The organism is Alienimonas californiensis (assembly GCF_007743815.1).
Lineage (GTDB): Bacteria > Planctomycetota > Planctomycetia > Planctomycetales > Planctomycetaceae > Alienimonas > Alienimonas californiensis.
This window is the reverse complement of the sequence record NZ_CP036265.1, coordinates 4,136,829-4,162,935: the sequence shown is the minus strand read 5'-3', so window position 1 is coordinate 4,162,935 and position 26,107 is coordinate 4,136,829. Positions and strand designations below refer to the sequence as shown.

At 68.6% G+C, this 26,107-nt stretch carries 23 protein-coding genes and 1 other RNA gene; 17 read left to right on the top strand and 7 right to left on the bottom strand.

Features of this window, described 5'->3' with window-relative positions; all coding sequences use genetic code 11:
- Positions 1–41 precede the first annotated feature (41 nt).
- Positions 42–1,058 (top strand): tRNA (adenosine(37)-N6)-threonylcarbamoyltransferase complex transferase subunit TsaD, encoded by a 1,017-nt coding sequence (gene tsaD / locus CA12_RS16485; protein WP_145361603.1) that lies wholly within the window; start codon positions 42–44, stop codon positions 1,056–1,058.
- A gap of 119 nt (positions 1,059–1,177) precedes the next feature.
- Here the strand turns inward: tsaD and CA12_RS16480 are convergent, their stop codons facing one another.
- The 3 genes from CA12_RS16480 to CA12_RS16470 all read right to left on the bottom strand — a co-directional run bounded on the left by CA12_RS16480 (position 1,178) and on the right by CA12_RS16470 (position 5,030).
- Entirely contained in the window at positions 1,178–2,509 is a 1,332-nt protein-coding gene (locus CA12_RS16480) for a hypothetical protein (protein ID WP_145360118.1), read from the bottom strand.
- A gap of 101 nt (positions 2,510–2,610) precedes the next feature.
- Positions 2,611–4,212: a hypothetical protein gene (locus CA12_RS16475; RefSeq protein ID WP_145360117.1), complete on the bottom strand. Its 1,602-nt coding sequence runs from the start codon at positions 4,210–4,212 to the stop codon at positions 2,611–2,613.
- 326 nt (positions 4,213–4,538) lie between these two features.
- Positions 4,539–5,030 carry a hypothetical protein gene (locus tag CA12_RS16470; RefSeq protein WP_165700811.1) on the bottom strand — a complete coding sequence of 164 codons (492 nt, stop codon included), beginning with the start codon at positions 5,028–5,030 and terminating at the stop codon, positions 4,539–4,541.
- Between the two features lie 340 nt (positions 5,031–5,370).
- Between CA12_RS16470 and CA12_RS16465 the strand changes: the two genes are divergently transcribed.
- The 16 genes from CA12_RS16465 to CA12_RS16390 all read left to right on the top strand — a co-directional run bounded on the left by CA12_RS16465 (position 5,371) and on the right by CA12_RS16390 (position 18,655).
- Positions 5,371–6,543 (top strand): LptF/LptG family permease, encoded by a 1,173-nt coding sequence (locus CA12_RS16465; protein WP_165700810.1) that lies wholly within the window; start codon positions 5,371–5,373, stop codon positions 6,541–6,543.
- A gap of 129 nt (positions 6,544–6,672) precedes the next feature.
- The gene (locus tag CA12_RS22615; RefSeq protein WP_207622024.1) at positions 6,673–7,779 is read left to right on the top strand and encodes a peptidylprolyl isomerase; all 1,107 of its coding nucleotides are present in this window, start codon (positions 6,673–6,675) and stop codon (positions 7,777–7,779) included.
- Between the two features lie 133 nt (positions 7,780–7,912).
- Positions 7,913–8,273, top strand: a transfer-messenger RNA (tmRNA) gene (gene ssrA, locus CA12_RS16455).
- A 199-nt stretch (positions 8,274–8,472) separates the two neighbouring features.
- Complete coding sequence (locus CA12_RS16450) at positions 8,473–10,170, top strand: hypothetical protein (protein WP_145360114.1); 1,698 nt, start codon at positions 8,473–8,475, stop codon at positions 10,168–10,170.
- Between the two features lie 237 nt (positions 10,171–10,407).
- Positions 10,408–10,635: a site-specific integrase gene (locus CA12_RS16445; RefSeq protein WP_145360113.1), complete on the top strand. Its 228-nt coding sequence runs from the start codon at positions 10,408–10,410 to the stop codon at positions 10,633–10,635.
- A gap of 107 nt (positions 10,636–10,742) precedes the next feature.
- Positions 10,743–11,090, top strand: coding sequence for a hypothetical protein (locus CA12_RS16440; RefSeq protein ID WP_145360112.1), 348 nt, complete (start codon positions 10,743–10,745; stop codon positions 11,088–11,090).
- A gap of 48 nt (positions 11,091–11,138) precedes the next feature.
- Positions 11,139–11,546 (top strand): DUF1257 domain-containing protein, encoded by a 408-nt coding sequence (locus CA12_RS16435; RefSeq protein WP_145360111.1) that lies wholly within the window; start codon positions 11,139–11,141, stop codon positions 11,544–11,546.
- Entirely contained in the window at positions 11,546–11,740 is a 195-nt protein-coding gene (locus CA12_RS16430; protein ID WP_145360110.1) for a DUF2997 domain-containing protein, read from the top strand. The genes CA12_RS16435 and CA12_RS16430 overlap by 1 nt, the downstream gene beginning before the upstream one ends.
- 175 nt (positions 11,741–11,915) lie before the next feature.
- Positions 11,916–13,367 (top strand): AAA family ATPase, encoded by a 1,452-nt coding sequence (locus CA12_RS16425; RefSeq protein ID WP_242687963.1) that lies wholly within the window; start codon positions 11,916–11,918, stop codon positions 13,365–13,367.
- 84 nt (positions 13,368–13,451) lie between these two features.
- Positions 13,452–14,495 carry a hypothetical protein gene (locus CA12_RS16420; RefSeq protein WP_242687960.1) on the top strand — a complete coding sequence of 348 codons (1,044 nt, stop codon included), beginning with the start codon at positions 13,452–13,454 and terminating at the stop codon, positions 14,493–14,495.
- Positions 14,492–14,752, top strand: coding sequence for a hypothetical protein (locus CA12_RS16415; RefSeq protein WP_145360108.1), 261 nt, complete (start codon positions 14,492–14,494; stop codon positions 14,750–14,752). The genes CA12_RS16420 and CA12_RS16415 overlap by 4 nt, the downstream gene beginning before the upstream one ends.
- Positions 14,753–14,851: 99 nt before the next feature.
- Complete coding sequence (locus CA12_RS16410) at positions 14,852–15,058, top strand: hypothetical protein (protein ID WP_145360107.1); 207 nt, start codon at positions 14,852–14,854, stop codon at positions 15,056–15,058.
- A gap of 88 nt (positions 15,059–15,146) precedes the next feature.
- On the top strand, positions 15,147–16,697 hold the full coding sequence (locus CA12_RS16405) for a hypothetical protein (RefSeq protein WP_145360106.1): 1,551 nt from the start codon (positions 15,147–15,149) through the stop codon (positions 16,695–16,697).
- Between the two features lie 40 nt (positions 16,698–16,737).
- Positions 16,738–17,136, top strand: coding sequence for a hypothetical protein (locus tag CA12_RS16400; protein ID WP_145360105.1), 399 nt, complete (start codon positions 16,738–16,740; stop codon positions 17,134–17,136).
- A gap of 385 nt (positions 17,137–17,521) precedes the next feature.
- Positions 17,522–17,971, top strand: a complete 450-nt coding sequence (locus CA12_RS16395) for a helix-turn-helix domain-containing protein (protein ID WP_145360104.1) — start codon at positions 17,522–17,524, stop codon at positions 17,969–17,971.
- 114 nt (positions 17,972–18,085) lie between these two features.
- Positions 18,086–18,655 (top strand): IS630 family transposase, encoded by a 570-nt coding sequence (locus CA12_RS16390; RefSeq protein ID WP_145360103.1) that lies wholly within the window; start codon positions 18,086–18,088, stop codon positions 18,653–18,655.
- A 7-nt stretch (positions 18,656–18,662) separates the two neighbouring features.
- Here the strand turns inward: CA12_RS16390 and CA12_RS16385 are convergent, their stop codons facing one another.
- The 4 genes from CA12_RS16385 to CA12_RS16370 all read right to left on the bottom strand — a co-directional run bounded on the left by CA12_RS16385 (position 18,663) and on the right by CA12_RS16370 (position 25,883).
- Positions 18,663–20,924 (bottom strand): NACHT domain-containing protein, encoded by a 2,262-nt coding sequence (locus tag CA12_RS16385; protein ID WP_145360102.1) that lies wholly within the window; start codon positions 20,922–20,924, stop codon positions 18,663–18,665.
- Positions 20,925–22,008: 1,084 nt separating this feature from the next.
- Complete coding sequence (locus tag CA12_RS16380) at positions 22,009–23,979, bottom strand: acyl-CoA dehydrogenase family protein (protein WP_165700809.1); 1,971 nt, start codon at positions 23,977–23,979, stop codon at positions 22,009–22,011.
- Positions 23,980–24,744: 765 nt separating this feature from the next.
- Positions 24,745–25,410: an IS630 family transposase gene (locus tag CA12_RS16375; protein WP_207622023.1), complete on the bottom strand. Its 666-nt coding sequence runs from the start codon at positions 25,408–25,410 to the stop codon at positions 24,745–24,747.
- A 14-nt stretch (positions 25,411–25,424) separates the two neighbouring features.
- Complete coding sequence (locus CA12_RS16370) at positions 25,425–25,883, bottom strand: helix-turn-helix domain-containing protein (RefSeq protein ID WP_165700808.1); 459 nt, start codon at positions 25,881–25,883, stop codon at positions 25,425–25,427.
- Positions 25,884–26,107: the final 224 nt, after the last annotated feature.

Below are 26,107 nucleotides of genomic sequence, written 5' to 3'. Positions count from 1 at the left end.
CCCACGCTCCGGGGGCTGACGCCCCCCGCTCGCCGGGCCCGCTGCTGGCGATCGAATCGAGTTGCGACGAGACCGCCGCCGCGGTGATCGCGGCGGATCGGTCGGTGCTCAGTAGCGTCGTCAGTTCGCAGGCGGCGCTGCACGAGCGGTTCGGCGGCGTCGTGCCGGAGATCGCTTCCCGGGCGCATGTCGAACGCATCCTGCCCGTCATTCGCGAGGCTCTGGCCGAGGCAAACGTGACGCCGACGGACCTGTCCGCGATCGCGGTCGTCACCCATCCGGGGCTGGTCGGTTCGCTGCTGGTCGGCGTGACCGCGGCGAAGACGCTGGCGGCCGTTTGGGACCTCCCGCTGATCGCCGTCGATCACCTGCGGGCGCACCTCTACGCCTGCCGGATCGCCTACGGGGAGGAGGCCTTTCCGGCCTGCGGGCTGGTGGTCTCCGGCGGACACACGAACTGGTACGACTGCCCGGACGCCGTGCGCGCCACGCTGATCGGCAGCACGATCGACGACGCCGCCGGCGAGGCGTTCGACAAGGTCGCCCGGCTGCTGGGCCTGCCTTACCCCGGCGGCCCCAGCGTGCAGCAGGCCGCGGAGCACGGCGATCCGACGGCCGTCCCCCTGCCCCGGCCGATGATGAACCGGCCGGAGTTGGCCGTCAGCTTCAGCGGGTTGAAGACGGCGGTGCGGTACGCGGCGCTGGGCAATCCGAACTCGCCGGAGGTTCCCGCCCCGCCGCTGGGCGAACGGCGGATCGCCGATCTGGCGGCGTCGTTTCAGGCCGCGGCGGTGGACGTGCTCGTCGGCAAGTGCGATCTCGCGTTGAAGCAGACCGGTCGCCCGACGCTGCTGGTCGGCGGCGGCGTGGCCGCCAACCGGGCGCTGCGGGTCGGCCTGACGGACCTGTGCGAGCGCCGCGGCGTGCGGCTGTGCATCGCCCCGATGGAGCTGTGCGTCGACAACGCCGCCATGGCCGGCCTGGCGTGGGAGAGCTTCGAACGCGGCGAGTTCGCCCCGTTGGACTGCGACGTGACGCCGGGACTGGTGCGAGCCTGAACGCCCAAGGCGAGCGGGGGGCGTCAGCCCCCTGAGTGCCCCGGATTCGCTTTGAGCCACAGCGTAAACGAACGCGGCGTTCGCTCAGGGGACTGACGTCTCCCGCTCGCCCAGCCCGCTCAGTTGCCCGGGGTGGGGCCGCCGAAGCCGCCGCCGGCGGGGGGGAAGCCGCCTCCGCCGCCGCCGCTCACGCCGGTGTTCGTGCCGGCGAAGGTGAAGTTGAATACGTCGATCACGTTCGTGAACTGCGGGGCCAGCGACAGCCGCACGTAACGGCGGTCGGCGCTGACGACGGCGGTCGCCGAACTGGCGATGCCCTCGGAAATCAGCTGCACGTTCGGCTGATAGCCCACCGAACCGCCCCCCGCGGTGATCTGGTTGTTCACCCCGGGCGGCGGGCCGAAGCCGCGGCCGCTGGCCACGCCGGCGCCCTGATCGGTCAGGTCGGCCAGCCGCAGGCGGCGGGCCCGCGGCGGCGGGGCGTCGGCGTCGACACTGGTCAGGCTCACCCGCCGTCCGCCGCGGAGGGTGATCAGGGCGGGCGTGTGCACGGCCTTCAACGGCACCGTGAACTCCTCCACGCTCTCGGAGGGCGAGCCGAAGTGCCGCACGACCTCCACCCGCACCCGTTGGCCGACCGGCTCCCCGGTCGTCAGGCCGAGATCGAGCAGATAGACCCCGCTGAACGCCACCGGGGCGCGGTACTCCTCGACGGCGGTCGCTCGGTCGGGGCCGAAGCCGTCCCGCACCAGCACGCCGCCGGCGGCGCTGCGACGGACGGTCGGCCCGGTCACGGTGCCGGGGGGTTCGGTCACGGTGAGATCCACGTCCGCGTCGCCGCTCCAGCGGACGCGGACGATCAGGTCGGCCCGCTGGGCGTCGGCTAGTTGGGCGTTCGCCGAGGCCAACGCCGCTGCGTCGCCGCGGCGACGCAGCTCCCGCAACGCGGAGACCGCGATCAACTCCGCCCGCTCCCGGGCCGGCTCCGCCCGGGTGCCCCAGGCGGTGCGCAACACGCCGGCGGCGGCCCAGATCGCGTCCAGTGGACGCTGGTCCGGCGCGACCATCTCCAACGCCATCCCGTAGGGCTTGGCGGCGTCCGGGGCCGCCTCGGAGGCCTGCTGACACAGTTCGACGGCCCGACGATCCAGGCCCAACTGGTGCATGTAGGTCGCCGCGGCCAGCAGTGCCGGGGGGTCGGCGGCCTCCGGACTGAACCCGCCGAGCACCGCGTCGGCGACCTCCTCCTCGTCGGCGCCCGTCAACTGCAACGTCAGGCCGAGCACCTCGAACATCCAGGGGCGGGCCTCGCCGGCGTCGATCCGTTCGCGGAGCAGGCGGATCACCGTCTCGTTCTCGCCCGCCCGGCTGAGCTGGCGGATCTGGCGAGAGAACTTGCGGTCGATCTCCAGTCCCTCCGCCATGCCGTCCGGCAGAGCGGCCGGGGCCACGGTCCCCCCTCCTTCGGACCCGGGCGCCGCAGACGCGGAACCGCCCGGGCGGGAGGGGGTCCCGACCGGGCGGTCGTCGTCTGGGGTCGCCTCAGCGTCGGTCAGCGGCTTTTTTTTTCCGCGTCGGCGCCGTCTTGGGTCCGCAGATTCTCCGGGGGCAGGCTGAAGGCGCCGCCGCCGAAGCCGCCGCCGCCCTGGCCGCCGAAGCCGCCGCCGCCCTGGCCGCCCATGCCGCCGCCCTGGCCGCCCATGCCGCCGCCCACAGCTTGCCCCAGGCCGCCGCCGAGGCCGCCGGAGATGATCGGGATGACCAGGTCGCCGACCGGGTAGACGCGGGTGAACAGCTTCTCCTCCGCATAGTCGACGGTGGTGATCTTCATCACCTCATCCTCGACGATGTAGGTCAGAGGGACGTCCGTGACGGACTCCAGCAGCAACTTGAGGGCGCTTTTCAGCTTCACCCCTTCGAGCACCGGCGGGTTCTCAAGCGGCAGGTCCCGCAGGTCGACGCCTTCCAGCTCCAGCCGCGGGGTGTCCGGGAGGATTGTGATCTCGTGGATGCCGGCGAGGGTGTCGAGGGCCTCGGCGAGGGTGTCGCCCGGCCGCAGGCCGGCGAGGCTGGTCGGCTGATCGAGCGCCGACCGGATCCGCTCCTCGGCGGCGCTGTCCGCCTGCAGGCTCACCGCGCTGTAGCGGGCCTTCCGGCGACGGGAGAGTTCCTCCCACACCGACGCCGCCGGGAACCGCACGGGCGGCTCGTCCGGGAACGGCACGTGGCTCAGTTCGACCTGGTACAGCGTTTCAAGGAAGCGGTCGTTGCGGATGCTCCGCAGGCGGAACGCCTTGTTGAGCTGACCGGCCGCCTCGGACGTGAACACCGCCGCGGTCGCCGGCATGTTGCCGGGACGCAGGTTCACCGCGGCCCGGGCGAAGTCTTCCGCTTCCTCGTAGGCGAAGTCGTCGCCGTGCACCGCGTCGTCGATCGAGGCCCGCACCTGATCGATCAGCTGTTCGAGGTTTTCCTCTTCGGTCCGCAGCGCCTCGAGGGCGCGGAGGGCGGCGATCTCCTCGGATTCCCGCACCTGAACCAGCAACCGATTCTCGGCGGCCTGGATCGACAGGTTGCGGGACTGCTGGATCTCGGCTTCCAACTGGCGTTCCAGCTGCGCCCGCACGACCGGGTTGACGTCCTCGGCGGTTTGAACGCTCAGCAGGGCCTGCTTCAGTTCGACGATCGCCAGATCCGGGTTGCGGGCCGCGTAGGTGCGGGTGGCGTCGATCGCCTGCCCGACCGCCGTCGCCAGTTGCTCCGTGCGGACCACCTGCCGATCGAAGGACTGAGCGACGATGTCGCGGGCGGCCGAGGCGTCGCGGGTGATCAGGTCGACGTCGGCGTCCTGGGCGGTTTGCGGGTCGCCGGAGAACCGGTCCTCGGATGCCGGATCGCCCAGGGTGCCGGTGACGTTGGGAACGTCCCGTTCCTTGCCGTCGTCGAAGATTTCGTCCGTCTGATCGGTGTCGCCCAACTCAGCCTCGAGTTCCTGCTGCTCCAGCGGGGCGGCCAGCCCGTCCTGCCCGGAGGCGGCGGGGAGGGCGACGACGGCGGCGGCGAAGGCCAGCGGCAGGGCTCGGCGAACCAATCGCGGCAGGCCGAATACCGGAGACGACAGGCCCGGGAGCGGGCGGCGAGAGCGGAGCGACATGGGGGCGTCTCCCGGGGTAAGGCGAAAGGGGCGAGTGAGGTCCGGCGGCTGCCAGTCTACCGGACGGGAGCGCCCGAGCGGGCAATCGAATCCGGCGGCGGGTCCGAAAAGTCAAGCCGGTTCGCCCAGTCGGGCGGGTTGTGCGAACGCTCCAGCCGAAGCGCCCCGCGGGGCTCGATTTTTCAGAAACGGCGGGGACGGTCGGGGCGACCGGGCCGTGCTCTCTGACTTCGACCTGAACGACGCGCCGACCGCATCCGCCCGAGGAACGCACAGGTCGCGCCGGTTCTGCCGACGACGCCCGGCGGCGCCGGCTCGGCCCGCGGTCAGAGCGATTCGCCCAGCACCTCGGCCCGCCGCAGGTACATCGCCCGCAGCGTTTCCTTCGGGAGCAGCCGCACGAGACGATTCTTGTAGGTGAGGCGCCCGGAGCCGTCGCGGCCCAGTTCGCTCAGCACGGCTTGGGGGGCGAAGCCGGCTTCGAGGGCGGCATAGGTCTCCGGGTCGACGCCGCGGCCGTTCTCCAGCGAGGTCAGCACGTCGTATCCGCCGGCGAACGTCACGAAGGCGTTCACGCCGTTGGCGGCGGGCACGTAGTGGCCGGACTGCTCCAGGGCGAGTTGTGCCCGCCGCAGCGCCTCGTAGCCCTGCTTCATGCGGATGACGATTGCATCGTCGACCGGGTCCTGCTGCGCCCCGGCGACCGGCAGGAGGGGTCCGTCGGACAGTCGGCCCGCCGTGAACGCCGCGGCGAGGAGCGCCCCCAGCGCCAGCGTACGAAGGCCGAGGGAGCGAAAGGGACGCGGACGATTCGACACGACGGGCACTGCGGTGGAGGGATCGGGAGGCGTGAGAACTCCCGCATCGGACCGCCCCGCCCCGTCGCTGGCAACCCGTTTCCGAGCGAATCCGGGGGCGCCCCGCTCGGAAACCGCCCGAACGTCCGGGCCGTGCGGGCCGTCAGCCCCGCCGAGCGCCTTATGCGGGCCCGTGCGGCTTCGTGCGCTGGCCCGTGAGGGTAGGTGCCCGTGCGGGATTGACCTCGGCGCGTTCCGCGACCGACAACCGAGTTCCGCCGTCCAGGCTCGGCCGCCACGCCTGCGGTCCGGTCGCTATCATTCCCGTCGTTCCCGTTCGCCCGCCCCCGGAGACGCCGCCTTGCGATTGATCCAACGGGCGATTCTGTGGGAACTGCTGCGGGTGTTCGGCTTCCTGCTAGCGGTGCTGACGATCCTGCTGGTGTTCGTGGGGGTCGCCCAGCGGGCCAGCGAGGAAGGATTGGGGGCGGAGCAGATCGCACAGATTCTGCCGTACATCGTGCCGTCGCTGATGCCATTCACGATCCCGGCGACGCTGCTGCTGAGCGTCTGCATCGTGTACGGCCGGATGGGGGGCGATCAGGAGGTGATCGCCGCGAAGGCCGCGGGCGCCCACGTCTTCACGCTGCTCGCCCCGGCGTTCCTGCTGGCCGCGGCGCTCAGCATCTCCAGCTTCGTGCTGACCGACCGCGTCATCCCGTGGGCGATGGCGAATATCCAGAAGATCGTTTCCGACGCGATGGAGGATCTGTTCCTGGACTTCCTCCGCACGACCAATCGCTTCAGCGACCCGGAGCGCGGCCTGATGATCACCGCCCGGGCGGTGGAGGGCAAGACGCTGATCGGCCCGCAGTTCCGCTACGCCCCGGCCGGCCGCAGCCCCGTCACCGTCACCGCGGAGCGGGCCAACGTCTCGTTCGATTTGGAGGAGAACGTGGTGCGGGTGGAGATGCACCACGGCCTGCTCCAATCCGGCGGGCGGGTCAACGGCTACTTTGAACGGGAGGTGCGTTCCTTCCCGCTGGGCAACTCCGAGGAGGAGACGAAGCCCCGCCACCGGACGACCACCGACCTGTTCCGCCAACTCGATCTGTTGCGGGAGAACACCGCCGCCCGGGAGCGACACGCCGCGGCGGTCGCCACGCTGGACCTCATGCTCGGCGAACTCCCCCGGCCGGACCGACTGGCGCCCTCCCCGCCGGCGCCGACGAAGGTGCGCATCCCCGAATACAAGGTGCTCACGGAGATCTACTCCCGGCCGGCGATGGCGGCGAGCTGCCTGTTCTTCGCCCTGATCGGCGGCACGTTCAGCATCAAGCTGGGCCGGAGCAGCTTCCTAACCACCTTCATGATCTGCTTCGTGCCGATCCTGCTGGTGTACTACCCGATCACGTTGGGGATGCTGAACCTGGCGAAGCACGGGGACGCCGACCCCCGCTGGACGGTGTGGGTCGGCAACCTGCTGATCGGCGCCTGGGGCTTGATTACGCTGCGGCAAGTCGCCCGGTTCTGACCGGCGATCCGGCGGCGTCCCCCAGTGTTGGCGGGAGACCATCGGGTCCGCCCCGTTGACGGAGCCCGGGTCGGCGGTCAGCATCGGCCACCGAATCCCCCCGAACCTCTCGACCGATCCAAACCGCTCATGCGTTTCTCCTTCCAGCCGCGCTCTCGCCGACTGCTGACCGCGGCGCTGCTCGCCGTCTGCGTCGCCGGCCTCCCGGCCCCGACGGCGTTCGCCCAGGGCAATCTTGACGCCCAACTCGAAGCGATCCGAGCCCGCGAGACGGCCCTGGACGAGAAGGTCGTCGAACTGCAGACGCAGTACCGCGACGCCGACGAGGCCCGGAAGAAGCAGATCGAGGCGGAGGGCGAGCAGCTCTTCAAGGACTTCCAGACAAACGTGGTCCAGCAGCGGAACGCGCTGATGACCGCCGCCCAGGCCGCCCCGCAGCTCAGCGAGTCGGTCGCCGTCTGGGCCGCCACCAACGCCTTCGGCGAGAACGACTACGCCAACGCGGAGCAGTTCTCCAAGAAGCTGCTCGCCACCGCCCCGCAGAACCGCATCGGCCTGAACCTGCTGCCGGCGTCGCAGTTCGCCCTGCAGAAGTTCACTGAGGCGCAGCAGAACTTCGCCAAGGCCGAGGCCGCCGGCGTGCTGCTCCCCCAGTTCGCCAGCTTCGCCGAGGCCGCCCCGGAGTACGCCCAGTTCTGGGCCCAGGAGCAGGCGACCCGCCAGAAGCAGGCCTCGATGAATCTGCCCCGCGTCGTCTTCAAGACCACCAAGGGCGACGTCACCCTGGAACTGTTCGAAGAGGAAGCCCCTAACGCCGTCGCGAACATGATCACGCTGGTGGAGAGCGGCTTCTACGACGGCGTGAAGTTCCACCGCGTCATCCCGAACTTCATGGCTCAGGGCGGCGACCCGAACTCCAAGAACGACGACCCCACCGACGACGGCCGCGGCGGCCCCGGCTACGCGATCGACAGCGAGTTCAATAACCCCGGCGCCCGCAAGCACTTCCGCGGCACCCTGTCCGCGGCGAACAGCGGTCCGAACACGGCCGGCAGCCAGTTCTTCCTGACCCACCTGCCCACCCCGCACCTCAACGGCAAGCACACCGTCTACGGCCGGGTGATCGAAGGACAGGAAGTCGTGGACAGCCTGCAGATCGGCGACGAGATCCAGAACGCCGAGGTGGTCTCCAAGCGGAACCACCAATACACGGTGAAGAAGAACTCCAACGGCTAAGTCAGGTTCGTATCGCGGAGGCCCGGCCGGGCCTCCGCGTTCCCCTCTTGACGATGCTGCGTGCTGTGCGATAATAGGGACGTGTTCGGAGCCGCGTGCGAACGTCGCGGGCGGTTCCGGGTCACGCCGTACCGGGGGCGATCGGATTCGACTGGTCCGTCTCGGGTCGGGGTGGCGTGCCGAGGTTGATCGGTTGGCCTCGTAAAAAGCCGATCACAACGATGACTGCCAAACCGCAGTTCTCCCTCGCGGCCTAGTAACCCTAGACCGTGCCGACTGAAGGGGCCACGTCGGAGGCGCCTGAAAGTCGGTCACAAATCCGACTAGCTTCATCCCAGCGCCCGCTACTGATGAAGCGAACCCCGTGGTGGGCTGGCGTCGAACCGGTTTTGTCCGATGAACCGGCCGACGTAAGATCAATCAAAGGACTACGCACGTAGAGGCTTCGGCTCAGCGTTCGCAGGACGGGGGTTCAATTCCCCCCGCCTCCACTGACCCGCCCCGGTCCGCCGGGGCGGGTTTTTTCGTATCTGCTTTGCCGACAAAGGATTGCAGAACGCACCGAGGTCCTGGCGGGCTCCCTGTGACTCGCGAAAGGAACGACTGGGTGGCATAGTGGGTGGCATAAGGGCGAATATCGGGTGGCATAGTCGGTCCCGAGCGCCTCCCTCGCCTCCGCCTCCCAACCCGTTGATGGCTGCTCCGAAACCCGCCGCTTCCCGCAAGACGGGGCTGCCCAAGCCGGACTCCAGAGGCCGCTGTCAGGTCTCGGTGGGACCGGCAGGATCGCGGCGGAAGTTCACGTTCCCGCGGGAGGTCTCGCAGGTTGAAGCGGCCCGGCGGCGGGACGTGTTGCGAACGGTCCACGAAGCATTCGGCGAGTGGAGCCCGCTGGCGGTCGAAATCGCCGAGTCCGTGCGGCAGGGGGAGCTGATCGACGTCAGTCCCGCCGCGTATCGGGCCGCCGGCAATCCGTTCGGTCCAGTCCCTGACGGAGCGCCGCCGGACGTCCTGTCGAAGCCCCGGGAGGCCCAGGTGCGGGCGGCGGTGCGTAGCCGACTGGCCCGACACATTCCCGCCGACCTGCTGCTACACGAGGCCGACCGGCCAGGCGGTGATCGAGCAGGGGTCGTTCGTCGGCTGAAGATGGGCGTGAAGGCGGGATACCAGTCGGCGGCGAAACTGGTCGAACTCGGCGAACAGGTCCCGCCCCCGCCGAACGACCTCGCCCCGGCGGCGGCGGTTGTGATGGGAGCGGCGTCGGTGGTGAAGAATCCGGCTGCTCCCGTCTCAGTACCCGGCACCCTGCACGAGCAGTTCAACCGCTACCTCGCCGCCGTGCAGGCGGAGGCTCGCGGAGCGTCGGACCGGCACGCGAAAGTCCGGCAGCTGATCGCCCGGCACCCGGACACGCCGCTGGCGGCCTTGGACCTCGATGCGTGCCGGGCAATGATCGACTTCTGGCGGGCCCGCCCCGAGAGCCGACGCGGTGGGCGGTACACGGTGAAGCGGGCCCGGCAGATGGTCGCCGAACTGATGCTGGCTCTGAATTGGATGCACCTCGACGGGGAGTGCGGGTGGCGGGAACCCGCCGACCTGCCCCGCCTCAACCGAAAGGTCGACGCCGATACCCCCGCCGAGCGGGCCGCCACTGGCACCGGTGTTGTTCGAACGTTCACAAACGACGAACTCGCGAAGCTGCTCCGCCACGGAGACGCTCTGGACCAGCTCATGCTGGTCCTCGGCCTGAACCTCGCCGGCGGGGCGGCGGAAGTCGGCCGTCTGACCTGGGGCCATCTGTACCCGCCGGGGCCGCACCCATGGGCGGGCGAAGGACTGGACGTGCCGGATTCGTCGCACGGGTGGGCGGGGTTCGTACGTGCGAAATCGGGCGTCGCGGGGTGGTGGCCGCTATGGCGGGAAACCGCCGCCCTGTTGAACGGATGGCGAGAATCCGAAACAGTACGCAACGGGTCGCCACCGGCCGACGGATCGCGGGTCCTGGTCGTCGACTCGGGACCGCTCTACCGGGACGGCGGCAGCGGCAGGACGGCCCTGAAGAACGCCCAGTCCCTCGTGGCGAAGCGTTGGTCGGCCCAGCGTACCCGCTGCGAAAAGGCCGGCGGCGCTGTCCCGAGGCTCCCGTTCGGCACGGTCCGCAAGCAGTTCAGCGGCTGGGCGACCAAGGCGGGCGTGCCCGCCGAGGTCAACGACACGGTCCTCTGCCACGGCAGCCCGCACCCCTCGGGTCCACTGCTGTTCCGCCATTACTCGTCCCGGCCGTGGTCAGCGGCGTTCGAGGCGGTCGAGCGGTACGGACGGCACCTGCGACCCGCTCTCGCCGAGTTGGACGCTTCATTGCCAAACACTTGCCCGCTTCGGGAACAGTAGCGGAGAACCATTGCTGGGTACGACCCAAGGAGGCGACCCGCCGCGGCGCCGCGACCGCTGCTCGGATTGCTTCTGAGTCCTGTGGCAGTCGCGTCGGGACCAACCGCAGAAAGGAACCGGTCCGGTCCGTCGGCCATCGGTACACGACGACCAGCTACCGCCGGTGCGTGCAGCGCCGCTGAGAACGCCATCCCCCTTCCCGCGGATCTCGCCGCGAAGCACGTCGGCATTCAGACGTTGCCGAACGCCGAACGCTCCGCCGTGAAGGCGAAGGTGAAGGAGCATCGGGCTGCATGTCGCTGGTCCCCGAACCAGCTCCGTCACACCCGGGCGACCCAGCTGCGGGCGAAGTACGGCATCGAGCTGACCCGCACCGTGCCGGGGCACAGCGACACCGGCGCCAGCGAGATCTACGCCGAACGCGACCTCGCCGCCGCCGAGCGGGTGATGCGGGAGGTGGGGTGAGTCTGAACGCCGTCGGCTCCGGCGTGCTAAACGGGGAGCCGGAGCGCCGCACTGTAGGACGACCCCGCGGAATACCCGCCGGCCCCCCTCCCCAGTCGGAAGAACAAATGCCCGACCCGCCGCCCGCAGCGGCCACTCGACTGCCCCTGACACCCCTGACAGTCCAGCCGCTCGCCTTCGCCGAGCCCGTACCGACGTCCGGCCCCTGGGCGAACGACCTGTTCCCCGCCGTGCTGCTGCTCGCCCTCGGGGCGGCGCTGGTCGCCCTGGGGGCGTGGATCGTCCAACCCCCACCACCCCGGCACGACGAGCGGCGCCCCCGCGGCGACCGCAAACGGAACCGCGGTCCCCGCCGCGACAGCCGTGGCCGGTTTCGCGGTCCGTCGCCGCAAGTCCCTTCCACACACACCAGCCCCCCGCCGGACCCGCTCCGCCGCCCGCTGCGGCTGCCATAGCAGATCCCGCATTTCCATCCATCCCCTTACCCGAAAGGACGCGGCCCCATGAGCCACGTCGTCACCATTGAGACGAAACTGAGAGACCCCGCGGCGATCCATGCCGCCTGCGTCCGGCTGAAACTGCCGGAGCCGCGACAGGAGACCGTCAAATTCTTCGACGGCGCTGAGCACCGCGGCATCGCCGTCCGCCCGCCGGGGTTCGTCTACCCCGTGCTGGTGCAATCCGACGGGAACGTTCGCTGCGATACCTACGAAGGCCGCTGGGGCGACGACGCCTTCCTCGGCCGCCTGAAGCAGGCGTACGCCGTCGAGGCCGCCAAGCTGCAGGCCAAAGCCCGCGGGCACCGGATCACGGAGACTTCGCTGCCCGACGGCGGCGTGAAGCTGACCGTCACCGCCGGGGCCGCCGGCTTCGGCGGCACGCCGCACCAGATCTACGGGGGGGCCGCCTGATGACCCCCCGCATCGAGATCACCGTCACGCCCGAGGGCGAGACCAGCGTCCAGACCAAGGGCTTCGCCGGTTCCGCCTGCAAGGCGGCCAGCCGGCCGTACGAGGAGGCGCTCGGAGCCAAGGCCGCCGAGTGGCTCACCCCGGAGTACCACGCGACCGAGTCTGTCGCCCCAACGGTCGAGCAGCGGGCCTGATCGCCCGCTGATCGGCTGCACGTTCTTTCACATCCCCTCAACCCACACGAAGGAGACGCCGATGCCGCGTCGATCGCGGGGCCAGTCCCCGCAGCAGCCAGGCCGAGACCGCGGTCCCCGCCGCGACCGATCCGATTCCTCACCGCCGGCCCCGGCCGCCGGTCTGGTCGGGAAGTTGGCCGAGCTGATCGCCGCCGCCTTCCCCGGCGTGCTGGTGACCAGCGACGAGCCCGGCGAGGTGCTCCGCGACCTCGCCCGGCTGTGCAGCGGGCGGAACTGGAACCTCGTCAGCTGGTCCGCCGACGGAAACTGCGAGGGCGGTCCGACCGACCCGCAGAGCGCCGTGAGCGCCCTGCCGAACACCGGCGACGGCGAGACGCCATCGCTGCTCGCCATGGTGCACCCGCAGCGGTACTTCAACAGCCCGGAGCTGCTCGCCGCGGTGCGGACGGCGCTGGCCGCCGGCAAGACCCGCCGGACGCACCTGATTCTGATCCAGCCGACCGGAGAGCTGCCCCCGGAGCTGCGACGGGACTTCGCGACCGTCGCCCACCCGCTGCCGGACCGGGACGAGCTGGAGGCCGTCGCCCGGGGCGTCGCCACGGAGGCCGGCGAACTGCCCGAGCCGCTCACGCCGGTCCTCGACGCTGCCGCCGGTCTGACCCGCGGCGAGGCGGAGAACGCCTTCGCCCTGAGTCTCGTGCGGCACGGCCGGCTCGATCCCGGGCCGCTGTGGGAACTCAAGGCGAAGCAGCTGTCCGCGGGCGGTCCGCTGTCGCTGCATCGCGGCGGCGTCGGCTTCGACGCCCTCGGCGGCATGCAGGCCCTGAAGGTCTTCTGCCGGACGGCGCTGACGAACGGCTCCCCGCGGGCCGAGGCCAAGGGCGTGCTGCTGCTCGGCCCCGGCGGGGTCGGCAAGAGCAGCTTCGCCCGGGCGCTGGGCCGCGAAGTCGACCGCCCGACGCTCACGCTGGACGTGGGCGGCCTGATGGCCGGCCTCGTCGGCGCCACCGAAGAAAACACCCGCCGGGCGCTGGCGACCGTCGAGGCCATGGCCCCCTGCGTGCTGTTCGTCGACGAGGTCGAGCGGGCGCTGGCCGGGACCTCCGGCGGCGCCCAGGACTCCGGCGTCTCGGCCCGTCTGCTCGGCACGCTGCTGAGTTGGCTCGCCGACCGACCGGCGGGGGTGTTTGTGGTCTGCACGGCCAACGACGCCTCCCGCCTGCCCCCGGAGCTGACCCGCAGCGGGCGGTTCGACGCGACCTTCTTCCTGGACCTGCCCGGAGACGAGCAGCGGGCGGGCATTTGGGAGACGTACCGCGAGCGCTACGGGATCGCCGCGGGCGAATCCACGCCCGCGGACGTCGGCTGGACCGGGGCCGAGATCGAATCCTGTTGCCGGTTGAGCGCCCTGCTGGGCGTGAGCCTGGCCGAGGCGGCGACGCACGTGGTGCCGGTGAGCGTCTCCGCGGCGGAGCCGCTGGCGAAGTTGCGGCGGTGGGCCAGCGGCCGCTGCCTGGACGCCGAGGCCGGCGGGGTGTTTCGCCCCGGCGACGATTCGCAGTCGCCCGACGCCCCCCGCCGGCGGACCAGCCGGCCCGCGAAGCAGAACCACTCGCTGAACTGACGCCGGTCTTCACCGGCAACTCCTTCACCACGCCCCGGCTCTTCGCCGGGGCGTTTTCTTTTCCCCCTCCTGAGGAACAAGCCCATGACCCTGCTGATCGGCCCGCCGCGACGCGGGCGTACCCGCACAGACGACCCGGACCTGCCCGACGCCGAGACCGACCAGGGCGCCGCAGAGATCACCGTCCTCGAGGAGGAGCGGGATCACCGTGAGCAGGCGCCCGCCGATCGCCTGCGGAGCGACGCTGCCGCGGTCCGGCTGCACGTCTCCTGGCCCGGCCTGCGGCGGACGCTGTCCGCCGAACAGAAGGAGGACGCCGCCAGCCCCTTCGACGCCGAGTCCGGCAGCCTGTCCGCCAGCAAGAAGCTGCTGGATACGAAGCATCCGGCCCTGCGGGCCGCCGCCAAGGTGCGGCACGCGGCGGTGAGTCACTGGAAGAGCGCTAGCCTGCCGTACCCGGAGCCCGGCGTCCGCCTGCTGCCCCGGGCCGACCTGACGGCCTTCGAACGGCGGATGGGCGGCTTACAGGCGGAACTGGCCGACGCCGCCGCGGAGGTCGATCGCTGCCGCGACGAACTCGTCTCCCGGGCCCGCCGCCGGCTGGGCGACCTGTTCGATCCCGCCGACTACCCGCCCAGCCTCGCCCCGCTGTTCGGGCTCTCCTGGGATCTGCCCGCGGTGGAACCCCCGGACTACCTCCGCCGACTCTCGCCCCGCCTGTACCAGCAGGAATGCGACCGGGTGCGGCAGCGGTTCGAGCAGGCCGTGCAGCTCGCCGAGCAGGCGTTTGCCGCCGAACTGGCACAGCTGGTCGAACACCTCCGCGAACGCCTCACCGGCGGCGAGAACGGCGGACCGCGGGTGTTCCGGGACTCCGCCGTCGAGAATCTCACGGAGTTCTTCGCCCGCTTTCGCCGCTTGAGCGTCGGCGGCAACGAGGAACTGGACGCCGTGGTCGCCGAGGCGGAGGGGCTGATGCGGGGCGTCGATCCCGTGGACCTGCGGGCCTCGACCGGCGTCGGCTGGCTCCAACAACGGGTGCGGGAGGGGCTGACCGGCGTGGCCGAGGCCCTCGACCCGCTGCTGACCGACGCCCCCCGCCGCCGCGTGCTGCGGAACCCGCGATGAGCGGCGCTGTGCAGGAGTTGTTCGTCGGCCCCGACGGCGACGCCCGCGGGCTGTACGGCGAGCTGATCGAAGCCGGCGCGATCGGCGACAGCGCCGTCGTGCGGGCCAGTCACGTCGAACCGCACCCGCACGGCGGATGGACCGCGGACCTCTCGCCCAGCGGCGGACCGGTCCTCGGACCGTTTCCGCTGCGGAGCGACGCGTTGACCGCGGAGGCCGACTGGCTGACCCGCAACCTGCTGACACCGCCGGGCTGAAGGCTCGGCGGACCACTTTCACCTCCCCCGAAGCGGCGGATCGGCTCGGTACCGGTTCGCCGCTTCATCTTTTCCCACTCCACTTCAAGGAATCACACCATGCCCCAGCACGAACTGAACCGCCGGATCGCTGCCGTCACCGGCGAGAGCGTCGGCGCCATCGCCCGGATGGGCTTCCAAATGGACGCCCCCCCGAGCTTCACCCACTTCGACGACGACCTCGGCCCCATCGACTGGGACGAGCGTCAGGCCCTGCAGCGGACGAACCCGCACCGCTGTGGCAAGGGCCGCGTCGCCTTCCACTGAACCTTTGGAGGCGTCTTCACGACCGGCGGCGGGCTGATCCCCGTCGCCGGCCTTTTTCATCCCGCATTCCTACAGGAGACCCCGCCACATGCCCCCGATCATCCTGCCCCAGCGGACGCTGCACAGCTTCCGCACGGCGCTGAAGAAACACCTCGGGCTCAAAGCCCGCGACGACGGCCCGCCGGTTCGAGTCGACGCCGACGCCGAAGGAGGCGCCCGCCTCACCGCCGTCGGACCCGACGGTCGCGGCGCCAGCCTGTATATCCCCGGCGATCGTCCGCCCGCCGGACTGGTCCTGCCGTTCGACCTGCTCGCCGAGGCCGGAGCCGCCAAGAGCGGCGACGTTTGCCTGTCCGAAACGGATCGCGGGTCTGCGGTCGTCGCCAACTGGGACGAGAAGGGCGTACCCCGCAGTGCCCGCCATGCGCTGGAGAAGAAAGATCGCGACCGGGCCGCGAACTTCGAGCCGCCGTCGGTTCCAGAATGGCACGACCCGGGCGAAGGCTTTGGCGAGGCACTGCGAGCCGCCTGCGACGTCACCGACGCCGACAGCACCCGCTACGCCCTCGGCTGCGTCCGGCTGGATCCGCACGCGGGCCGCATCGAAGCCACGGACAGCCATCATCTGCTGATCGCCCGCGGCTTCACGTTCAGCTTCGACAAGCCGGTGCTGCTGCCGGCCCCGCAAGTCCTCTCCGCCGCCCTCCTCCGCCGGGACGACGTCCGGGTCGCGTTTCTGCCCGGAGGCCCGCAGGCGGGCTTGTGCGTGTTGCAGTGCGGGGACTGGACCATCTGGTCGCCTGAGGCTCGCGACGCCCGGTTCCCGGACCTCGACCGGGTCGTGCCCGGCGGCGAGGGCAAGGCGAGCGTGACGTTGTCGGAAGCCGACTCCGCCTTCCTCGCCGACCGGCTGGACCGCCTGCCGGGGACCGGCGCCGATCGTCGCCCGGTCACGTTGGAGGTGACCGGCGGCACGCTGCTGATCCGGGCGATGGACGAGGGCGGGACGCCGGTGGAGTTGGCGACGGCCTCCTCCGAGATCGGAGGCGCCGCGGTTTGCGTGGCCGACCGGCGATTCGTCGCCCGGGCTCTCGCCGCCGGCTGCACGCAGTGGGCGCTGAACGGGCCGGAGGAGCCGGTCCGCTGCCGCACGCCCGCCGGGGAGTTCGGCCCCTCGCCGGCGGGGACCACACTGGTCTTCGCCACGCTGGCCGGCGATCCGGTCCCGGCCGAAGACGCCGTGCGGCTCACCGCCGCCGAGCCCGCCGCCGCGGACCGGCGAACTGCCCCTGACACCCCTGACACCCCCGTCGCGGCCCGTAACGGCCGCGCTTCCCACTTCGCCTGCCAGACGATGACCGCGCCCAAGATGCCCCGCAACCGCCTCGCCCAGAACTCGAACGGCTACCGCACGAACGGCGACGCCAACGGCCACGCCGTCGGCGGCGAGGAGAACCCGGACGGCCCGCCCGATCACGACGCCCTGCTGGAGCGGGTCTCCGCCCTCGGCAGCACCCTGTCCGACGCGGCCTCGGAAGCCAGATCGCTGGCGACGGACCTCCGCAAGCTGAAACGCCGCAACCGGGCCGTCACCGGCGCGCTGGCGGGGCTCAAGCGGCTCGGCTCGCTGGTCGCCTGACCCGCCCGTTCCCGGATCGCACAACCGCAAGGAGACGCAGATGTTGAAGCTGAACGCGGGCCTGTCCCGCAAGATCGGCCAGCCGGACTACGGCAGCCGGGGCGCGATGGTGAACGTCGAGGTGGAGCTGTCGGCGGAGCTGCTGAAGGACCCGGAGAAGCTGCGGCGTCAGATCCGCGGCTGCTTCGAGGTGATCCGCGAGGCGATCGACGCGGAGTTGGGCGTGACCGACGGCCCGGCTGTCAGGGGTGTCAGGGGGGAAACCCAACCCGCCGCCGCAGCTCACGGCGCTGCCGCCCGCAACGGGACGGCGAGCGCCGCCCACGTCGGCAACGGCCGCACGACCAACGGTTCCTTGACTAACGGCGCCTTGACGAACAGTCGCGGCTCCCTGCCCTGCACGGAGAAGCAGGTGCGGGCGTTGCACGCCTTCAGCTGAAGGGCCGGCGTGGAGCTGACCGAGGAACTGCGACGGCGGTTTGGTTTGACCACCGCGGAGGAGTTGAGCCGCCGGCAGGCGAGCGAGGCGATTGACGGGTTGAAGGGCCGCGTCGGGAACTGATCGGACGCCCCGGAACAGGAGAACCCCTGTCCCGCCCGGGGCTCGGGCGGGACAGGGATCATTTTTAGGATCCGGAGAGAGACGTTGAGGTAGTCGAGGCATAGACTGCGCTCCGTGAGTCGGAAGCATTGAGATAGCCCGGCCCATGCACGCTTCGCTGTCCTCGCAGATCTGTACTAGTGGACGGTCAGCGGTAGGATCGGGGATGGCGTGGGGGCGTGGTTGAGGTCATGCTGCCGGGAACTCGCAAGGAGGAAACCCGATGCGAAAGACCTACGTCGTGCGGCTGTCCGAGGCCGAACGGGCCGAGTGCCGGCGGGTGATCAAGACGCTCTCCGGCTCCTCGCAGAAGGTGCGACGCGCCCAGATGCTGCTCAAGGTCGATCAGGGCGAGGGCGGTCCCGTTTGGATCGACGCCCGCGTCGCCGAGGCCTTCGACGCCCGGCGGCAGACCGTCGAGGCCCTGCGCAAGCGGCTGGTCGTCGAAGGGTTCGAAGTCGCGCTGAACGGCCAGCCGCGGGCGAAGCCGCCGGTTCCGCCGATGCTCGACGGCCGGCAGGCGGCGCAGCTGATCGCCCTGCGGACCGGCGACCCGCCCGAAGGCTACGGCCAGTGGACGCTCCGACTGCTGGCCCGGCGGATGGTGGAGTTGGAGATCGTGGACGCGATCAGCCACGAGACCGTGCGTCAGTGCCTCAAAAAAATTCGATGACCAGGCGGAAGCTCGAATACTGGGTGATCCCGCCGGAGGCCGACGCGGAGTTCGCCGCCGGCATGGAGGAGGTTCTGGAGGTCTACGAGCGGCCCTACGACCCCGGTCCTGGGCATGGACGAGCAGCCGGTGCAACTGACGAAGGAGACGCGGACGCCGATCCCGGCCACGCGGGACCGCCCCAAGCGCGTCGACTACGAGTACGAGCGGAACGGGACCGCGAGCCTGTTCCTGTTCTGCGAGACGCTGGTGGGCTGGCGGCAGGTCGCGGCTCGGCCGCGGCGGACGAAGGTCGACTGGGCCGAGGAGGTCGGCCGGCTGCTGCGGACCCGGTACGCCCGCTGCGAGCCCGTCACGCTGGTCTGCGACAATCTCAACACGCACACCCGGGGGGCGTTCTACGAGGCCTTCGAGCCCGCCGAGGCGCGGGCGTACCTGCGCAAGCTGCGGTTCTGTCACACGCCCAAGCACGGCAGCTGGCTGAACGTCGCCGAGTGCGAGTTAAGTTGTCTGACGCGGCAATGCCTGACCGGCCGTCGGATCGGCACGCTGGCCAAGCTGCGCTCGGAGACGGCGGCGTGGTCGGCGGCGACCAACGCGACGTGCCGGGACGTCGACTGGCAGTTCACGACCGAACAGGCCCGCATTAATCTGAAGTCGCTCTATCCCAAGTTCAAGCACTGACCGTCCACTAGTCACGTGAGTTCATCCGAGAAAGAAACGACTCAAACGAGCCGGCACTAGCTTCGAACGAGGATCGACACCGGGTCGCCGAGACTCCAAGCTTCATTCGGCGCTGCACTCCTGAGCCCCTGTGGGGAACTTCGACAACAATTTCTGCCTGCAGGAGCCGAGGGTAAACTTCATTGAAAAACAGGCTCTCTCTCGTGCCCATCTTCCTGCGTACTGCCGACTCATTGAGGGCTGTAGCACGTGAAAACATCCGAAGCAACGTCTCCATAAGCTTTATCTCCTCGTCCGGCTCTGCTGCCTCATTAGGTGCGACCACTTGCCCGACTGTGTCAAGCTTACCTTCCACAGTGAATCCGGCTCGCATTAGTGCCTGAACGATTCTGTCGGGGGCAAACTCGCTTCCGGACGAGCCGACCCACGCATGGATCTTGCACTGTGAAAGTTGCGTGTCCTGAACCCTTTCCGTGCCGTCACCGCCGAGCTGCACGAACTCGCATGAGATAAAACGACAAGATACGAGCTCCGCGCAGCGGAGATCCGTGCTGCCGAAATAGCACTTGTTGAAGGTGACTTCCTTCAAACGTTTGCCAGCGAGCGATGCCGCGGGGAAGACCCCGTCTTTAAATTCAGTTGGCTGCTCCACCCCATCCAAACATTCTATCGCGACCGCCGACAGATTCTCTCGGATCAGTGATGTTCTCTGCTCGCCCGCATAAGCGGCAGACATGAAGTCGGCAAGTTCGGAAGGCGGCACACCTTCTCGTCTGATGTATTTCGCTGCGGCCTCTACGGCCATGGCAGGCAAAGCCGCACGGCCCGCGAGATCCCTTATCCCGGCAACGTCCTTTGAAACGGACGAGCGGCCGACCGCCTCGCCGAGAAAGAAGTGAAAGAACTCCTCGTGATCGAAACAGTACTTACTGTGGCCGCTGGGAACGATGAGGGCATGGGTTGAAATCTTGTCGACGATTTGCCTAGTGACCTCAGGTGTCGAGCCCGCATCCTCGGCGTAAAGTTCCGCGACGAAGACCATGACATCTCTAGGTAATCGATCGGACCCGCTCGTCCACATCTCCACTGCAATAGAAGAGAGTAGGTCGTAGTGCTGCTCGAGGCTGAGAAGCGGAGTGCTTACATCCTGTATCCCAGTCCGATCTACCCACTTGCGAGCCTCACGCTCAATAATCGAGCCGATAAACTCTCTAAAATACCCCTTGGGTTCGTCGCGTAGTCGCGTCAGCAACTGCTGAAAATCTTCCGAGTCGGTAGCTAAGTCTAGAAGCTTCTGCACCAACACAGCCCTCGTGAGAAGCGGGTGCGAGGGCCCAAGGATCTCCTCCAGTTGCTGGTACACACTCTCGCCGTTGGGCTCCCCGCGAAGCGATGCGTACCGTAAGAAGTGATCGCGATCCCAACGATCGATTGTAAAGCGGGATGCGGAGATCGCTTGCCCCCTGAGGGAATCAATAAGCTTGGCTTGCGCCTTGAGGCTACGGTACTGAAAATAAGCTCGCCTCGCCGCAATTACAGCGGTCCCAGCGGAATCTAGCTCTTGGGTGAAGTCGCCCAACGCGGTGGTGGCATCGCCACCAGCAGACTCTATGAACAACTCCTCAAATCCGTCCAAGGCCGGCACCACTGCCCCTAATCTGACAAGCTCAAGGAAGGACGCGTAGCGTAGGCCATTGAACCTCAGTTTATTCATGAGGGTGCCGACGACAACGTCGTCGAACCTCATGAAGAGCCTCCCCCCAAGGTGGACAGGCAGAAACACCCAATCATCGTCACGGCTGAGATACCTCTTTGCCTGATCTCTCGCCATCTCGTTCAGCAGGGTCGACTTACCCTCGCCAGCGTCGGAAGTCAGGAAGTGAAGTGAAGTCACTCCGGCAGGATGAGCGGAGAGAGATCGCAACACGGTTTCACGAAGGTCAGGAACCGGCTGCTCCTCCTCTGCCGGGTCGTCATTAATATCCCTCAGATGCTTTCCGCTAGGTTCCACGAAATGCTCCGCGGGCTCGGTGTAGTCCAGAATGCGTCGAGCCAGTATCTCTAGCTGCGCAACTCGATCCAAGAGCCACCGACCAGCCGGCAACTGTTCCCCCTCCTCTACGACAAACAGCCCCGCCGGCCGCTGGCGAACCTGCGCCTCTATTATCTCTCCACGAATCTCGAGTGCCAGTTCACCTTTCGAAAGGTCCAGGTCGGTAGCCCGATCAGCGAACGAAAGGAGTACTCGGCGGAAGTCGTCAAACGTCATGCTCTCGGCTCTCGATCTATTGCAACTGGAGCTGTAAATAGCGCCCAACCCCCGGGAGGTCCGGCACATCGTAGAAACTCTCTCGGTTAGACCCGACTGGCTTGACGTGATAGATGTTCTGGCCACGCGAAAGAAGTAGCCGTAGCGTCGGCCAAAGGTCGTCGTCTGCCGAGACGACCGCAAGGTGTTCTTCGCCGCCGAGGTGCAGGGACATCAGATCGGCGGACATCATCCCATCCACAAGCTTCTGCTCCCCCCGCCTAAAAATGTCTGCCAATCTCGTGCTGCAGCCGCCTTTGGAACAACGCCCCGTCTGCATCATTTTCTGAACGCCCGGAATAGGACACCCTTCGGTCGCACATTCTGGAGTGAGGCACCCGCTGCGAGATACTCGTGGCACACCACGCCGCTGTCTGTACGTATTGAAAACCTGCTCGCTGGGAGCGCACCGGAGGCCGTACGCCAAGCCCGCAGAAACCCGAGATTTCCATTGCCGACCGCTGTCATCGACTGTGGTGACAATTCGAGGGAAATCCCGGTCAACCTCAGCCGACACTTCCTCCGCCCGCGTGGTGAACTGGTTCTCCGTGTACCAGCCACCATATAAGCGAAGATCTACGCGCCGGTGATGCTGTAGTATTCTCCAAGACAGAGACGTAGCCAAGCGGTCGGCCATGTAGGCCAGCCCCCGCCTCCGCACGGCCTGCGGCACGTTGTCGAGATCGATTACGACTTGCACCAAACCGGGGTCTATTGCTGGAGTCAGAGCGAACGGATCAGATTACCCTTGGGTACCCACTGACACAACGGGCAAGGAGTTCCACTGCTGCGGGGAGTACGACCATGTCGCATGTCGATGGGTTGCTTGGGGTTTGGGGGCCGGTGTGGCGGTGCCACTTCAGGTTCCGATTACGGGCGTAGCAATTGTGGAGGGGCCGACCGCTGCAGTGCGAAGCTCGACAAGGTCGAGCTGTTTAGATGAGGGACGTGATCTTTACTGTTCTCGCCGCGCCAGTGGTCTTTGCAGTGTGGCGATCTACTCACCGCTGCTGAGCGAAGAACTCGGACTCCGCCCTCTGGCTGGTTAATCTGTTATTTCCTGCGGATTTCGCGGGAAGGCCGCCCACCAGAACTCCGACCCGTAAACATCGGCGACCACCGCGGATCGCATCGCGTCGGTCGTGCCGTCGGCGATCCGCAGGCCCATCAGGTCCCGCACCCGATCGCCCAGATCGACCTCCGTCGAGTATCCGAGCGCGCCGTGAGCCCGCATGGCGAAGTCCGCGGCCCGCAGCGCCGCCTCCACGCCCTCGGCCTTCAGCCCGTTGATGAGCGGGGCCGCCTCGTCGTACTTCCCCTCGTCCAGCAACTCCGCCGCGTCTTTGGCAAGGCTGTAGGCCATGGCCAACTCCGTCGTCGATTGGGCCAGCTGCTGCTGGAGGTGGGTCATTCGGGCCAGCGGCGCCCCGCGGTACTTCCGCTCCTTCATCCTCTCGGCCATCTGCTCCAACGCCCGATCCCCGCACCCGATCGCGGCGGCGACCTGCATCAGCCGCCAGTAGAGGAAGTGCTTGGTAAAGACGTCTTTCCCCTCGCCGTCGACGCCCAGGAGCCGATCGCTCGGCACGAATACGTCGTCGAGGACCAGCCCGCCGTAGGAGTTGCCGGTCAGGCCGTGGGCGGCGAAGTCCTTCACCGTCAGGCCGGGCGTCTCCCGCTCCAGCAGGAACACGCTCAGCTTGCCGACCTCGCCGCTGGAGGCCTTCGTGATCCCGACGACGTCCGTCGCCTCCCGGAGCCGCGCGTTCCAGCGCTTCTCGCCGGAGAGCACGTACCCGCCGTCGACCTTCTTGGACTTGGTCGTCATCGAGGTGTAGTCCGTTCCGAAGCCCTCCTCGGTGATCGTGATGGCGACGTACGCCTCGCCGCAGGCCGTCTCCCGCACGACTTCCTGCGCGACTTTCTCGTCGGAGTTCAGCAGTGCCCGCGCATGGGCCCCGCCGACCACGTCGCGCAGATTGAGGTTGTGTCGCCCCGCGTGACGGAAGACGGGCAGTACCTCGCTCGCGGACCACCCGGACCCGCCGAGTTCGCCCGGCAGGTCCAGCCCCGGCAGTCCGTACGCCGCTCCCGCCTTTCGCCACGCCCGCGGGTCCGTCAGCTTTCCCTCCGCCCTCAGCTCCTCGGCCGTTTCGTCGATTCGCCGCTTCAGGTCTCCAAGCTCAGGCGCCCGCGGCGGGGCGGCGTCCTCCACGGTGATCGTGAAGACTGTGTTCAACTCGTTCACCAATCCCTTGAGGTAAGCCGACACGCTGTCCTTCGCGAGTACTTCAGGCGGCAGTCGCAGGTACATCCGGCCGCAACCGTTATCGCCGTCCTCCAGCACGAAGACCGTTTTCCTTTTGGGATGAGCCGGATCGAGCACGTCCAGACGGTTCCCGTCGACCGCCTTCAAGATGACGAAGTGTCTTCCCAGCACGTCGCCTTCGGCCGTCGTCACCGTGTAGCTGAGAACCTGAAGTTGCCCCTCCCGCACCGCGATCGGCGGGGGCTGGCCGGCCGTCCAGACGTTGCCGTCTTGGGCGTGCGGCGAGTTCGGGGCGGACAGCGTCTCGGTGCTGAACCCGCCGCCGCCGAGGTGGCGTTCGTAGAACTCCAGCAGGTCGACGAATTCGTTGTTCGTGACGCGGCCGTTGAGCAGCGTCGGCTGATCCTGAAATGCTCCGAGGACGCCCATGTGCGGACGTTCGTAGGCGTCCCGGCCCAGCAAGGCCCTGCCGGCCTGCAGGACGATTAGGCCGGCGGCGCTGGCGCAGGATCCCCCTCCGCCGGGCCGGATCAGGAAGTTCAGTTCATCCATCTCTACAAACGGCCCGTCGCCCGACTCGTGCCGTTCCTGGAGCTTCGTCAGCGCTTCCGCCGTCGAGGTCGCTTCCGTCTTCGCGGCTTCCGGCAGGGGATCAGGAGGGGATGCGTCCTGTCCGAGGATCGGCTGGAGGACGACGAGAAACGCCGCCGCGGCGAGCGACGTCCGGTGCGTCGCGGTCGAAGTCATCAGCGGCATCTCGGGCACCGGCGGTCGGAGGCGTGGCGGAGGTTCGGCGGACGCCTGTAGAAGCCGGAGATCTCCGTGACGGGGCGCTCCGGCTGGAGGCTCGGACCGGCTGCCCACACGCTAATCGCAATATGTAGGGGGTCAACCGGTTAGGTGCGCCAGATCCAGCCCCTGCGTTGCCAGTTGCTCGCAAGACGGCGAGCGTCTGACTAAAAACCGCGCCATCTCCCGTCTGCGTCGACCTACCCCAGGTCCCTCTCGATCCGCTCGTACGCCTCGTCGCCGCCCGATACCGCCGCTCGGCGAAGGCCCGCATCTCGTCGGGCATCTCTTGGTGCCGCAGCGCATCGATCCAAGGCAGATTTCCCGGGATCGGCACAACGACGGTGCCCGCTGTCAGGGGTGTTAGGGGTGTTTGTCAGCCCTTGGAGCGGGAACACGAAGCCAACTGCCTGGGAATGCGGGTCCAGTCCCCCGTCGCCTCCGTTGTGGGAGGGATGAGTACGGTTTACCCCCTGACAACCCTGACACCGACTCCGTCCAGTGCCGTACCGTTCTCGTCCCTGCCCCGGACCAAGGAACCGTCCGTCGTTCCGGTTGGCCCTTCGACGGGACCTACAACCGCCGCCCGAGAACCCGCCGGATCTTGCGTCGCCTGCGTCTCCTGCGGCGCCGGCGTGCAAACCGGGTTCACGACCCGGGGCCGTTCCCTGCAGGTCGACGCCGGATCGGAAGCCGGAGGGGACGCTGGGTTCTAGTTCATCGTCACAGGATAGACTGCGGGTAGAGCGACTTCAGTTTGACGCGGGCCTGCTCGGTGGCGAACTGCCAGTCCACGCCGGTCTGGCGGGCGTTCAGATCGGCCGTCCAAGCGGCGGCCTCCGACCGCACCTTATTAATCTGAGCGATCCGCCCGCCCAGGCACTGACGCGTCAACGTCGACAGTTCGCACTCGGAGGTGTTCAGCCACGACCCGTGCTTGGGCGTATAGACCAAATCGATCTTCCGCGCCAGCCGGTGCGCCTCCGCGGGCGGAAACGCTTTATAGAGCGAGGCCGGCGCGTGCGTGTTCAGGTTGTCGCAGACCAGCGTGATCCGCTCGGCCGCGGCGTACCGGGGATCGTCGACCAACGACCGGACCTGCTCGGCCCAGTCGACCGCCGTCTTGCGGTCGGTGACGCGGACGTCCCGCCAGCCGCCCAGCGGCTCGTTGAACATCCAGACGCAGCACCAGCCGTGGCGGACGTATTCATGATCCTCCCGGGCGACGGCCCCCCGCTTGGTCGGCCGCGGCGTGCGAACGTGCTCGACCAATTGCTTGGGCTGCTCGTCCATGCAGACGACCGGCCGGGCCGGGTCGTACGGCCGCCGATAGGCGTCCAGAACCCGCTCCATATCCGCGACGAAGGCCGCGTCGTCTTTCGGCGGCATGCACCACTGCCGCTTCAGGTGCGGCCTGACGTCGTTTTTTGAAGGCTCCGCCGCACCGTCTCGTGCGAAACGGACTCCACGATCTCCAGCTCCACCAGCCGGTCCGCGAGCAGCCGCAGGCTCCAGCGACTCCGGCCCTCCGGCGGCGTCGAGCAGGCGATCGCCAGCATCTTCGCCTCGGCGTCGCCGTCGAGGATCGGCTCGGTCGTCACGGTCCGCCGGCGACGTTCGAGCGACTCCAGCGGTCCCTCCTCGCAGGCCCGCTTCCGCCAGGACTCGATACTCCGAACGCCGGCGTTCACCTCGCCGGCCACGTCGACGTCCCGCAGGCCCGGACCGTGGTCGGACTGGTCGCACAGCAAAAGAGCCCTGGCCTTCTGATGCTTGCCGGCGGCGACGTTCCGCCGCCGCGTGATCGCTTCCAGGACCGACCGCTCTTCGGCGGTCAGCTTCAACACGTATCGCTTGTTCATCGCTGTCCTCCTTGGGCGGAACGGGAGCCGGCCGGACAGCATACCAACCCGCACGCGTCGGCGTGACGGCGCACTAGCAGGCTGCTGAAAAACAGCGCCGTTTATCGGCGGGACGAACAGCGATAGTTCGCCGTCGAGGCGAACGAGCTCGGCTTGTCCATCGATCCGTTTTGCCGAGGCTGATCGGCCCGCCCGGACTTGCCGGCGGGCTCCGAACGAGCCCC

Coding starts and splice junctions, on each gene's coding strand:
- CA12_RS16420 (WP_242687960.1), top strand. CDS start 13,452: ATGACCCTGCTGATCGGCCCGCCGCGACGCGGGCGTACCCGCACAGAC.
- CA12_RS16385 (WP_145360102.1), bottom strand. CDS start 20,924: ATGACGTTTGACGACTTCCGCCGAGTACTCCTTTCGTTCGCTGATCGG.
- CA12_RS16380 (WP_165700809.1), bottom strand. CDS start 23,979: ATGACTTCGACCGCGACGCACCGGACGTCGCTCGCCGCGGCGGCGTTT.
- CA12_RS16435 (WP_145360111.1), top strand. CDS start 11,139: ATGAGCCACGTCGTCACCATTGAGACGAAACTGAGAGACCCCGCGGCG.
- CA12_RS16405 (WP_145360106.1), top strand. CDS start 15,147: ATGCCCCCGATCATCCTGCCCCAGCGGACGCTGCACAGCTTCCGCACG.
- CA12_RS16395 (WP_145360104.1), top strand. CDS start 17,522: ATGCGAAAGACCTACGTCGTGCGGCTGTCCGAGGCCGAACGGGCCGAG.
- CA12_RS16400 (WP_145360105.1), top strand. CDS start 16,738: ATGTTGAAGCTGAACGCGGGCCTGTCCCGCAAGATCGGCCAGCCGGAC.
- CA12_RS16370 (WP_165700808.1), bottom strand. CDS start 25,883: ATGAACAAGCGATACGTGTTGAAGCTGACCGCCGAAGAGCGGTCGGTC.
- CA12_RS16410 (WP_145360107.1), top strand. CDS start 14,852: ATGCCCCAGCACGAACTGAACCGCCGGATCGCTGCCGTCACCGGCGAG.
- CA12_RS16440 (WP_145360112.1), top strand. CDS start 10,743: ATGCCCGACCCGCCGCCCGCAGCGGCCACTCGACTGCCCCTGACACCC.
- CA12_RS16430 (WP_145360110.1), top strand. CDS start 11,546: ATGACCCCCCGCATCGAGATCACCGTCACGCCCGAGGGCGAGACCAGC.
- CA12_RS16475 (WP_145360117.1), bottom strand. CDS start 4,212: ATGTCGCTCCGCTCTCGCCGCCCGCTCCCGGGCCTGTCGTCTCCGGTA.
- CA12_RS16375 (WP_207622023.1), bottom strand. CDS start 25,410: ATGCCGCCGAAAGACGACGCGGCCTTCGTCGCGGATATGGAGCGGGTT.
- CA12_RS16450 (WP_145360114.1), top strand. CDS start 8,473: ATGGCTGCTCCGAAACCCGCCGCTTCCCGCAAGACGGGGCTGCCCAAG.
- CA12_RS22615 (WP_207622024.1), top strand. CDS start 6,673: ATGCGTTTCTCCTTCCAGCCGCGCTCTCGCCGACTGCTGACCGCGGCG.
- CA12_RS16415 (WP_145360108.1), top strand. CDS start 14,492: ATGAGCGGCGCTGTGCAGGAGTTGTTCGTCGGCCCCGACGGCGACGCC.
- CA12_RS16390 (WP_145360103.1), top strand. CDS start 18,086: ATGGACGAGCAGCCGGTGCAACTGACGAAGGAGACGCGGACGCCGATC.